Raw genomic sequence first — 11,598 nt, forward strand, 5'->3', positions numbered from 1 at the left:
GCGGCTTATGGGGGTCGACGGCCGCCTTCCAGGTGATGTTCGGCACTCTGTCGTCGCTTGTCACTTTTGTGATGACCGTGGACGCCGAGGTGTTGGATTGTTGCGTAGATCACACTGATACTCGCCAGTAACGTTCCGCTGACCCACGGCGTCATGAGGAGGGTCAGATGGCGGAACAGGCCGTTGCCGTCGACGCGAACGCTCCCTGGGGGGAGCGGATGGGGGCCGGCGACCGGGTGATCGTCGGAATCTTCGTGGGCATTCCCTTCGTCGCAGTGATCGTGTCCGTCGTCGTGCTCTGGGGCTGGGGCGTGACATGGCACGACCTGGTCATCGGCGCGGTGATGTACGTCATCGCCGGGCACGGAATCACGATCGGCTACCACCGGCTGTTCACCCACAAGGCGTTCAAGGCCGCGCGGCCACTGAAGATCGCGCTAGCGGTCGCCGGCACGATGGCGGTCGAGGGCGACGTGATCACCTGGGCCGCCGACCACCGCCGCCATCACCAGTTCGCCGACAAGCAGGGCGACCCGCACTCGCCGTGGCGCTTCGGCAACTCCGTCCCAGCCCTCATCAAGGGCATGATCTGGGCGCACGTCGGATGGACCTTCAACAACGAGAAGACCAACCAGCGCCGCTACGTCCCCGACCTGCTGGCCGACCGCGACCTTCACAGGGTCGCGCTCTGGCAACCGCTCATCGTGCTGTTCTCCTTCGCCGGCCCCGCGGTCGCGGGAGGCCTGTGGGGATCCGGTGCCTGGGACGGAGGAGCCGCCTGGTCGGCGTTCTTCTGGGCCGGACTCGTCCGCATCGGCCTGCTCCACCACGTCACCTGGTCGATCAACTCGATCTGCCACGTCGGCGGGGAGCGGCCGTTCCGGTCCCACGACCGCTCCGGCAACGTGTGGTGGCTCGCCCCCCTCTCCGGCGGTGAGTCCTGGCACAACCTCCACCACGCCGACCCGACCTCGGCGCGGCACGGCGTGCTGCGCGGCCAACTGGACTCCAGCGCCCGCCTCATCTGGCTCTTCGAACACCTCGGCTGGGCCCGTCACGTCCGCTGGCCGGACGAACGCCGGCTTGCCGTACGCGCCCGCGCCGACTGATCCGTCGGAGCCGAGGGCGCTCTGGTCGACAGCTCGTGGTCGAGGAGGAAGGACGTCCCCCGTACTGCACGATCGGCCGGTGAAGGGGTGTGGCCGTGGTGAGGAGACAAGACGCGGAGTCCCGGCCGTGGCTGGCCGTCCCGCGGGGTACTGCCGTCTGGCTGCGTCCGCTCATCGGGCCGCTGGTCGACGAGGTCATCGCGGAGATCGGCAGCCACGTACCCGAGTTCGACCGCCCGGAGGACGAGGTCTTCGGGCAGCAGCAGCGGCTCGCGGTCGATGGCGCGCTCCGCCAGTTCGTCGACCTGCTGGAGAACCCGCGTGCCCCGTGGGAGAGCATCGCCACGGTGTATCGGGCGATCGGCGCCTGGGAGGCCGCCCAGGGCCGTGGCCTCGACGCCCTGCAGCGATCCCTGCGGGTGGGCGCCCGGCTGGCCTGGCGGCGCATCGCCGAGCAGTGCGACTCGCCGGAAGCCCTCGGCCCGCTCGCCGAGTCCATCTTCGTCTTCCTCGATGAGATCGCCGCGGCCGCCTCGGAGGGGTACCTCAAGGCGATCGGACGGGCCGCCGGCGAGATCGAACGCCGCAGGCGAAGACTGCTGGGCCTGCTGCTGTCCGAACCACCGGCGTCCTCGGACGAGGTCGCCGAGGTCGCCCGGATGGCCGGGTGGGCCCTGCCCCGTACGGTCGCCGGCGTCGCTCTCCTCGAACGGAAACCGGACCAGTTCACTCCCCTGACGCTCCCGCCGGACGTGCTGGTCGACACCGACTGCCCGCAGTCGTACCTGCTCCTCCCGGATCCGGGCGGCCCGGGCCGCTCCCGCATCCTCGAGGCCATCGACGTCGACTGGATCACCGCCGTCGGGCCGACCGTCCCCCTGCGGGGCGCGGCGAACTCGCTGCGATGGGCGCGGGAGGCTCTCGCCCTGGCCCGTCGCGGGATCATCCCCCGCGACAGCCTGATCCGCTGCAGCGACCATGAGTCGACGCTCGTCGTCTTCCGCGACGAGGGCTTCATCCAGAACGTCGCCGCCACCCGGCTCGCCCCCCTGGAAACCCTGCGGCCCGGACAGCGCGAACGCCTGGCGGAGACACTCCTCGCCTGCCTGCAGCGCGGGTTCAACGCCAACGAGGCCGCCGAGCGCCTCCACATTCACCCGCAGACGGTGCGATACCGGCTCCGGCAGCTCGAGGAGCTGTTCGGAGAACGGCTCTACGACACCGACCGGCAACTCGCGCTGGAGATGGCGCTGCACGCGTGGCTGGCACTCGCCCGCGCCCGCGAGACCTGAGATCTCGTACGCGGGCGAGTGCCTTCATATTGTTTACAAGAGCATCAACTCGATTGTCAGAAATTAGTATTACTTTCGCGTTTCCCAACCGTTAACGTCCTCCTCCATCGGCCCGCTCCATGGCGATGAGGCCGATGTCCTACTGGAAAGGGGTAGCGCGCGTTTCCCGCTCATCGCGCGCTACCCCCACTGACGCCTCGCGTCAGTGCGAGGAGGTGGCATTTCCGTGTTCTCCCCCCGCTCTCGGATGACCCGTCGCACCGCCGCGCACGCCGCCGCCGCGGTCGTCGCCCTCGCGGCGGGCGGCGTCGCCGCGACCGCCACCGCGACCACCGCGCACGCGGCCACCTGCGCCGACGTCGACGTGGTCGTCGCCCGCGGAACCTTCGAACCCGGCACCCTCGGCCTCATCGTGGGCGACCCGGTCTACTCCGCCATCCAGCAGAAGGTGACCAGCAAGACCACCAGCAGCTATCCGGTCAACTACCCGGCCGACCTCGACGTCTACTCGAACCCGAATTCGGCGCAGAAGGGAAATGCCGACCTCGTCGACCACGTGACGAAACAGGCCGCCGCCTGCCCGAATCAGCGCTTCATCCTCGTCGGTTATTCGCAGGGCGCCAATGTCGTCGACAACTCGATCGGCATCAGCAGTGACGGCGCCGTCGTCGGCGGCGCCGTCGTCGCGACGATCCCGGCGTCGATCGAGCCCCGGGTCGCCGCCGTCCTCCTGTTCGGCAACCCGATCCGCGCGATCGGCAAGAGCGTCACCGGCACGTACGCCTCGCGCACCGACGACTTCTGCGCGAACGGCGACCCCGTGTGCGGCGCCGGCACGGACGTCTCCGCCCACCTCAGCTACGGCAACGACGCGGGCGCGGCCGCGACCTTCGCGGCCGCCAGGCTCGCTTAGCCGACCAGAGACGCTCTCGGAGCCTGACGAGATCCCTCCCGAGGGCGCCGGTCCGATGACCGGCGCCCTCCGCCGTTCCCGTGCGGCGGTCCGACCGCTCGGATGTCCCGGTTCGGCCATCGGAATCGCTGCGACGTGCTCCCGGAAGCGAGTTCGCGCAGCCGCTACAAAATGGATACGTACTGTGATAGTCATGTGACGGTACGCAACAGGTTCGCGTATGCGCGTCTCATCAACGGCAAGCCATGGAGACGGTCATGCTCGTGTTCATCCTCGCTGTAGTCGCGGCCGTCGGTGCCGTGTTCGCAGCCGCGTTCCTCTTCCGCAAGTCACGTCACGGCACCGACGACCGGGGTCACAGCAGCACGACCGCGGGGCACGCGGGCTCGATGCTGTCCTCCCTGTTCCTGCTCGCCTTCGCGATCGCCATCGTCCTCCCGTGGACCGCGGCCGACTCCGCCCGGCAGAACACCCAGACGGAGAGCCAGGCGATCACGGACGCCTACTGGGCGGCCGCCGCCCTCCCCGCACCGGCCGGCACCCAGGTCCAGGCGTCCCTGCGCGACTACGTCCGCTTCATCGTCGACAACGAGTGGAAGCTCATGGCCAAGGGCCGGCTCAGCCAGGAGGGATGGGCGCGCCTGGACACCCTGCGGGCCCAGGTCACCAGCCTCCAGGTCTCGGGCACCGCGGCGGAGACGGCCCGGAGCACCGTCCTCGACCGGATCCGCGACATGTCCTCCGCGCGCGGTCAGCGGGCGGTGGACGCCAAGACCCGGCCACCTCAGGGCCTCATGATCCTCACGATCATCACCGCGATCCTCGTGTGCGCGTTCCCGTTCCTGGCCGGCGCCCGGCCCCGGGGAATGGCCCTCATCCCGGCGGCGGCGATGACGGCCATGCTCACCGTCGGCATCTACCTCTCGTTCGACATCTCCCACGTGTTCAGCGGCGCACTGCGCGTCAAGCCGGACGCCTTCACGACGGCTCAGCAGGAGTTCCCCCGCATCCCCGAGAGCCGGTGACCCATGCGCACGCGCAGCATCAGCCTCCTCGCGACGGGTGCTCTCATCGGGCTGACGTCCGCCCCCGCGCTGGCCGACGACGGCGCCAGGTCCGCCCGCTCCCGCACCCGATCCACTTCCTCAACCCGCCGCTCCGTCCCGTCGGCCCGGGCCGCCTCCTCCACCCGATCCGATTCCTCGGCCCGGTCGGCAGGGACTTCCTCATCGTCGGCCGACCCGGCCTCATCTGACGGGTCGGTCGAGTCGGCCCCATCGACCAGGTCCGGCGAGTCTGCGGGGCCGAGCCTGCCGACGGGATCGCGTAGATCCGCTGGGTCGACCGGGCCGACCAGGTCGGGTTCATCCACCGGCTCGGCGTCGTCGACCGGGCCGCGCTCGGCCCGGTCCGGTTCATCCACGAGGTCGGCGTCGTCGGCGGGATCGCGCTCGGCCGGGTCGCGCTCGGCCAGGTCGGGCTCATCGGCCAGGTCGGGCACATCGGCCGGGGCGCGCACGTCGACGGAGTCGGGCGGATCGGTTCGCTCCGACAAGGCCATCTGGCCTGGGAGTTCCCGGGTGCCTCTAACGCCGGATGGCGCGTGGCCGTCCGGGGCTTCGCGCGCGGCGGCCGAGGCACCCGACCCGGCGTGGCCCATCTCCGCGGCGCTGCCCTTCGAAGACCCATACGCCGTCGGTCTCATACGGCCACCGGCCTCGTCGAACATTCCCGCCGCTCAGCAGGCCCCCGCAGACCCGGCCCGCCCACGTCATCCGGGCCAAGGCCGTCGAACGGGCCCGGCTCGAGCGGGCGGCGCGCGTCCCGGCGACCGCGCCCCAGACGACGATGCAGACGAGCCGAGCGATCGGCGTTCCGGAGGGCATGACGACTCGGCGGGGCCGAACGATCGGCGTTCCGAGGGGCGTGATGACGCGGCGGGGCCGAGTGATCGGCGTTCCGAGGCGCCTGGCGACTCCGGCGGGCTGACGGGCCGGCGTTACGGGGGAGGCGGCGACTCCAGCGGGCCGAGCGATCGGCATCTCGCCGCCCGTGGCGAGGTCGGCCGCCGGCGTCTTTCCGCCGGGGAAAACGGGGCCCCGGCGCCGGTCCTCTCCCTGGGCCTGTCGATCTGCGTCGACCTCGACCTGCTCCACGTCCTCGACGTCCACCTCGCCGTCGGCGCATGTGAGCCTCCCGCCAATCCGGAGCCGCCGCCGACAGGCCCGCCCACATCTCCTCCGACGCCTCCTCCAACCTCGCCGCCCACATCACCGCCCGCCTCTCCACCGACGACGCCTCCGCCCGTACGGCCACCGCACACCGCTCCGCCTGCCGCCGCGCCCACCGCACCGGCCGCGTCGGTACGCCCGGTCGCCCTGCGGCCTGCTCCCGCACGTCCGGCGGTCACGCCGCCGCGCACCGCGCCGAGCCGACGCCCGGCTCCGTCGTCGTTCGCCCCGGCACCGCCGCAGAAGCATGAGGCCGTGCACCTGCCACGGCGAAAGAAGCCGCTCGCCACGCTTACGGTCTTGGTCGTCCTCGCCGTGATGATCGCCGTCACCGCAGGGGTCGCCTTCGCGGCCATCTGACCGAGCGCCATGTGACGGAGAGCCGTACAGGCACGCCCGTACGGCGGTCGTCCGCCCACGGCGACGTACGTGATACCGGCTGAGCCGGCTCGACCGAGCCCTGCACGCGCGTCCGCTCCATCGGCCTCACGGAGTTCCCGGCCGTCCTCGCCTGCGCGGAGGTGTCCGACGGCGAGGTTCGGAGGAGCGAGATCAGCGAGGCCGTGGGCGTCACTCAGGGTTCGGAGAGCCGGCTGCGCATTCGTGCCGTCCCCGCCCTAGGAGACGCCCAACGTCCGGGCCGGTATGTCCTTCGGCGGTCACCGCTGCCGACCGCGGCGATGACGGCGCATGCCGTCCATCTTCGCCGCGAACTCGCGTGGCCGGAGGACCGGCGTACCGCGCCAACTAGTTGCGTTCGGCCGTGACCGAGCCGGCACGGATCCCCTCAGGCTCATTTACTCTCCGCGGTATGGGACGGCAGGTCGGTAGGGTTTGCGGATCGGCCCCGGCCCGCGGATCGGCCCCGGCCCGCGGATCGGCCCCGGTGGGCGGATGTACGTCTTCTTCGGCAGGCTCCACCCTGGCCGGGGGACCAACGGGCTCCGGGTGCCTGGCGGTCGCAGGAGGCTCGTGCGGGGCGCGGGGGGACGTCTGTCCGCCGATGGCAACGCCTGCGGCGTCTGCTGGTTCCGGACGGTCGGGACCGCGCCCATGGCGTACGCGCCGACGCCGACCCATGCCGTGTGTCCCAGTCCGGGTGGCGAGCGCCTGAGCTGCAGTGGTCACGCCGATCCCGGCGAGGGCGCCGAACGACACGGCGGCCAGGAGCCGCTTCGGATGAGACATCGTGCACCTCCGTTTTCGCGGTTGCTTCGCTGTGTCACCGTCTGCGGTCATTGGCGTGTGCTGCCACCGGACATCTGTGCGAATCCACTCCGTATCGCGAGTTACCCGTTATGTCGGTATCGGTAGGCGCAGGGGACGGCCACGGAGTGTCGACGATCTGTTTCCGAGCGCGGTGGCCGGCGGCGCCGAAGATCACTGACGGTGCGCATCGTCGGGCACGCCGACCGTCAGTGATCTTCGGTCTTCTCGTCAGCCGCCGACGCCGTTGGGGCCGGACCGAGGGCCGCCCGGCACCCGGACACAGGGGGGCACCGTCCCGGCCTTCTTCACCATCGGATTGACGGTGCTCGAGGACGAGGGGTCCTTCGTGTTCTCGAACCACACGTCGAGGACCACCATCTCTCCGGGCTTCAGCTTGTTCGGATAGATGCGCGTGCCGACCGCGTTCCTCATGTCGGCGTCGGCATGCGGGTCGGAACCCGGATCGCCCCCGAACACCCCGTTGTCCGGGTGCTCCGACATCCAGAAGTCGCTGTCGTACTCACGCCCCTTGCACTGCGTGCCGAACGGCAGGAAGTCCACCTTTGCCGGAACGCCGAGCGCGCGCAGCTTCTGCTCGACCCGCTCGGGATGCGTGAACTCCACGAGCCGGACCACGATGGAGCCGTCCGGGACCCGCACGACGGTGTTCGCCTGGGCCCGCTCGTGCTCGGTGAGAGCGGGGACCGCGACCGCCGTTCCCACCGCGGCCGCGATGGCGCCGGCGGCCAGGGCGAGCCGGGGCCCGGTCCATCGCCGCGCGCGTCGCCGGGGTTCGGTGGCCGGCCGGTCGGCCGCCACGACGTGCTTGAGCTCCGCGAGGAGCCGATCTTCGAAGGTCTGCATGCTGATCACTCCTTCGCGTACGCGACCGCGGGGGACTGGAGGGCTGCGACGTCCCTCAGGACTCCGCGGGCGCGGTGCAACCGGACCCTGGCGGTGACCGGGCGAATGCCGAGCGCGGCAGCCGTCTCGGTGACCGTCAGCCCGTCGACCGCGATCAGTTCCAGCACCGCTCGTACGCCCTCGGGAAGGTCGGCAAGCGCCGCGTAGGTGCGCCGCCCGGCGCTTTCGGCGTCGATGCGTTCCACCAGCCGGCCGATGTCGTCGGAATCCAGCAGCCGCCGCCCCACGATCCGCCGGTTGGCCTGGAGTTCGCGGCCCGCCCGGCGGCGTTCGGCGGCCAGCACGTTCCGCGCGATACCGAAGAGCCAGGCGATCTCAGTCCCGCTGCCCGGCCGGTAGGTATGCGCGGAGTCGATCACTGCCAGGAAGACATCGGCGGTCAGGTCCGCGGCGGTGTGCGGGTCGTCGACCCGCCGAGCCACGAACCTGGTCACCGCCTCGACGTGGCGCCGGTAGAAACCCTCGAACGCATCGGGATCGTGTCTGATGCGGGAGAGGCCGGTCTCGGGTACGGCCATGCAGCGTCTCCTTTCAGATCATTCACCCGCTCTTGGACCGAGGGCCGTGAAGCGTTACCGGCGTGTCGGCGACCGAGTTCCTCTGTCGTTCCACATGAGGCCGTACCAGCAACTCACAGCCGTACCGGGAGCCGCGACGCCACCGGAGCACGCCGATCACGTGATCCGGACGTGTGCGAAGTACCCTTAGCGGAGGGTGGCCTACGGCGTCTGCGGAAGAGAGACGTATGACCAGCTCAGGAGCTTGATCGTCCTGGTGGGATGGCGCGCCCAGAGGGATTCGAACCCCCGACCGTCGGATTAGAAGTCCGATGCTCTATCCAGCTGAGCTATGGGCGCTCGCTTGACCGGCTCCGAGTGTACGGACTCCACGGCATTCATGCGTCACCAGTAGGCCTCGTCCGGATCAAAAGCCTGGTCGTCGCGTGTGGCCTGATCCGGCCGCCCCCTCTGGAGCGTCGGATTGGGCGGGTACGGGTCGGTGGTCGTCGGGTACCGGCCGCGGGGGCGTTACGCCGGTACGGGGCTGGCTTCGGCGGGCACCGCGGCCGGGCTCGACTCGGTCGCGTGCCGGCCGAGGTGACCCTCGAGCCGCCACAGCGTGTTGACGTACTGGTCGGCCCACAGCAGTGCCAGGGCGGCCGGGAGCGCGCTCTCGTCACCGCCCGCGACCACGGCGTGTACGCCCTCGAGCAGTCGCCGGCGGCCGTCGGCGTCGCGTAGGTGCGGGGGCGGTACGGCCGTCTCGTGCAGGATGCAGTCGCCGAGCGCGATGTACCAGATGCGCAGCGCGTGGACCTCCGCGTCGAGGTTCTCGGCGCAGCGCTCCAGGTCTTCGTGGCCGTCGGTGAACCGGCCCAGCCCGGCGAGGGAACGCGCCACGCGCCGTACGCGGGCCGCCCCCGTCACCAGTGCGGCCACGCTGCCGGCGGCCATGGGCTGCGCGGAGCGTTCGGAGAGGAACTGCCGGTAGGAGTCGTCGAGACGGTGCACTGCGGCGTCCGCGTCCTGTTCGGCCTGCTGCGACCACGCCGGGTCGCCGTGGCCGACGAGCCGGCGCGTCGCGGCCAGGACATAGTCCGCGCTGCGCGCGTAGGCGGCGGCGAGGTTCTCCCGGAGCAGGGTGGCCGCGCCACGCGGCCAGAACAGCAGCCCGACGCCCAGGCTGATCGCGAAGCCGATGGCGACGTCCTCGAAGCGGACGAGGCCGACCTGCCAGCCGCTCGGCTGGATCAGGTTGAACAGGACGAACAGCACGACGTTGAAGGCGGCCTGACCGGCGGCGAAGGAGATCGCGCGCGGAGCGTACGCCGCGATGAGGATGGCGATCGGCAGCACGCTCCACAGGACGGTCTCGTGCGTGCCGATCGCGAGGATCAGGGGAGCGCCGACGCAGATGCCGATGGCGGTCCCGGCCAGCGCGCTCAGGACGGACCATCCGGTGCCCAGCGCGTTGGACCGCAGGACCGAGAGGGTGCCGAGCACCACCCAGAAGGAGTGCTGCAGGCCGGTGCGCTGGGCGATGTAGACGGCGATGGCCAGGCCCACGGCGCCCCGGACGCTGTTGCGGAACCACACCGACCGGGCGTGCGCGTCCTCGATGGCGAGCTCGGTCGCCCGGATCACCGAGTGCGCCTGCCGATCGACGACACGGCGCAGCGAGCCGGCGCCCAGGCCCTCCGGCACGGTCTCGCCGACGGCCATGAGGGCGTAGCGGGCGGAGTGCTCCGCGGCGTACGACACGGTGCGGGTGCGGAACGTCGGTTCCAGCAAGGCCACCAGTGCGTCATGGTCCGGAATGGCGGGCAGTTCGGGGAGTCGCCGCGCGAGCGCGCGGGTCATGGCAGCGCGGGCCTCCTCGAGCGGGCCGAGGTCCGGTCGCCCGGACCCCTGACCGTCGAGGCGGTCCGCGGAAGCCCGGAGCGCGGCCGCCGACGCCCGCATGGCCTCGGCGTTCTCCGCGCGGCACAGCGAGATCGGCGGTGATCCGGCGGGTGACCCGAGGAACGACAGGAGGAAGTCGAGTTCGTCGATGAGTGAGGTGAGTGCGGCCGTGGGGCCGGTGAGACCGGTGGGCCGGTGCGGCGTGCCGACGAACCGGCGATGCAGCTCGTCGACCGCCTCGTGGGCGGTGCGCGTCCGGTCGACGACGGCTTCGGCGTCCCCGGCGACCTGGGCGTCCGCGAGATCGGCGAGCGCCCGGCAGGCACGGGCCGCCCTGGTGCGGAGAATCGCCCGGCTGCGGGCCGGCCACAGGAGCAGCTGGGCGGCGATGCCCGCCCCGGCGGCGAGCGCCCATCCCTCGAGCCGTGAGGGCACGGCCGACAGCGGCGCCGGGATCGTCACCGGAAGCACGAAGGCGAGGATCGCCGCGGTCGCACCCGCGGCGGCGTAACCGTTGACGACCCCGGCGAACAGGATGATGAAGCCGACCACCGCCATCGCGGCCGCGGCCAGCGTGGGATTACGGGAGCACAGCGTGCCCACGAAGATCAGGACGGCGCCGGTGGCCGCGAGGGTGGAGTAGGCGGCGAACCGGCGTGCCGGCGAGCCGGAGAAGTCGGCGAAGACCAGCGTCGCGAACGAGCCGAAGGAGGCGAAGAGCGCCGCCTGCGGATCGCCGATCACCCGGGAGGCGACGGCGAAGACGATCGGCAGCACGATCGCCGCCCGCAGGGCGGTCCGCAACGCGACGAACCCCGGATCGGAGAACCGCAGCCGCCGCCGCAGCCCGGCCATCGACCGGTGACGGGCCGCTTCGCGGTGCTGCGGCGCGGCCTGGCCGTCGGCCGGGCTTTTGGGAGGGACATCGCCCGCCTTATCGGACATGTGCCCACGATACGGGTGAGGCCTCGATCGTCTCCAGGTCTGGCCGGTCTCCGCGGATCGGCCCAGTCTCCAGGACCCGCCGGTCCGCGCGTCGGGTCCGTTTCGCAGGTCCGGCCGGTCACCGTGGGGGCGGCCGCGTCCTCGGGCCCGGCCGGTCTCCGGGGCAGGCTCGTCCTCGGATAAGCCCGGCCTGCGGTTCAGGTCCGTGTCCCGGGTTCGGCAGGCCTCGGTAGGTCGGCCGTGTCCTTGGGCCCGGCCGGTCTCCGTTGGTCGGATCCGTCCCCGGGAAGCCCGGCCTGCGGGTCAGCGCTCTTCGCGGAAGGCGACGTGCCGCCGGACGATCGGGTCGTACTTGCTGAGCGTGAGCCGGTCGGGGTCGTTGCGACGGTTCTTCCGGGTCACATACGTATAACCGGTGCCGGCGGTGGACCGGAGCTTCAGCACCGGCCGGAGCGTGTTCCTCGCCACGATGGGTTCTCCTCTCATCGGCACGGTCCGTCCGCACCATCTTCGATAACGAAAACCGTTCTCGGTTATTCCTGATCGGGGCATTGTCCGCCGACGACGGTCAAG

At 71.2% G+C, this 11,598-nt stretch carries 9 protein-coding genes and 1 tRNA gene; 4 read left to right on the plus strand and 6 right to left on the minus strand.

Going from position 1 to position 11,598, the window contains the following annotated elements; genetic code table 11:
* Positions 1-167: 167 nt before the first annotated feature.
* From AB0I04_RS13750 to AB0I04_RS13765, 4 genes are all read left to right on the plus strand, one after another.
* A complete protein-coding gene (locus AB0I04_RS13750; protein ID WP_360883392.1) occupies positions 168-1,109 on the plus strand; it encodes an acyl-CoA desaturase in 942 nt (313 codons plus the stop codon).
* A 95-nt stretch (positions 1,110-1,204) separates the two neighbouring features.
* A complete protein-coding gene (locus AB0I04_RS13755; RefSeq protein ID WP_360883395.1) occupies positions 1,205-2,401 on the plus strand; it encodes a helix-turn-helix domain-containing protein in 1,197 nt (398 codons plus the stop codon).
* A gap of 247 nt (positions 2,402-2,648) precedes the next feature.
* Positions 2,649-3,314 carry a cutinase family protein gene (locus AB0I04_RS13760; RefSeq protein ID WP_360883398.1) on the plus strand — a complete coding sequence of 222 codons (666 nt, stop codon included), beginning with the start codon at positions 2,649-2,651 and terminating at the stop codon, positions 3,312-3,314.
* A gap of 257 nt (positions 3,315-3,571) precedes the next feature.
* On the plus strand, positions 3,572-4,339 hold the full coding sequence (locus AB0I04_RS13765) for a hypothetical protein (protein WP_360883400.1): 768 nt from the start codon (positions 3,572-3,574) through the stop codon (positions 4,337-4,339).
* On the opposite strand, the gene AB0I04_RS13770 is transcribed toward AB0I04_RS13765, so the two are convergent.
* From AB0I04_RS13770 to rpmG, 6 genes are all read right to left on the minus strand, one after another.
* Positions 4,303-4,869, minus strand: a complete 567-nt coding sequence (locus AB0I04_RS13770; RefSeq protein ID WP_360883403.1) for a hypothetical protein — start codon at positions 4,867-4,869, stop codon at positions 4,303-4,305. The two genes, AB0I04_RS13765 and AB0I04_RS13770, sit on opposite strands and share 37 nt — an antisense overlap.
* Positions 4,870-6,982: 2,113 nt before the next feature.
* Positions 6,983-7,618, minus strand: coding sequence for a hypothetical protein (locus AB0I04_RS13775; protein ID WP_360883405.1), 636 nt, complete (start codon positions 7,616-7,618; stop codon positions 6,983-6,985).
* A gap of 5 nt (positions 7,619-7,623) precedes the next feature.
* Positions 7,624-8,196 (minus strand): sigma-70 family RNA polymerase sigma factor, encoded by a 573-nt coding sequence (locus AB0I04_RS13780; RefSeq protein ID WP_360883408.1) that lies wholly within the window; start codon positions 8,194-8,196, stop codon positions 7,624-7,626.
* A 262-nt stretch (positions 8,197-8,458) separates the two neighbouring features.
* Positions 8,459-8,535, minus strand: a tRNA-Arg gene (locus tag AB0I04_RS13785).
* Between the two features lie 171 nt (positions 8,536-8,706).
* Positions 8,707-11,025: an FUSC family protein gene (locus AB0I04_RS13790; protein WP_360883411.1), complete on the minus strand. Its 2,319-nt coding sequence runs from the start codon at positions 11,023-11,025 to the stop codon at positions 8,707-8,709.
* 303 nt (positions 11,026-11,328) lie between these two features.
* Entirely contained in the window at positions 11,329-11,493 is a 165-nt protein-coding gene (gene rpmG, locus AB0I04_RS13795) for a 50S ribosomal protein L33 (protein ID WP_252843362.1), read from the minus strand.
* Positions 11,494-11,598: the final 105 nt, after the last annotated feature.

Source organism: Actinoallomurus sp. NPDC050550, from assembly GCF_040655075.1.
GTDB lineage: Bacteria > Actinomycetota > Actinomycetes > Streptosporangiales > Streptosporangiaceae > Actinoallomurus.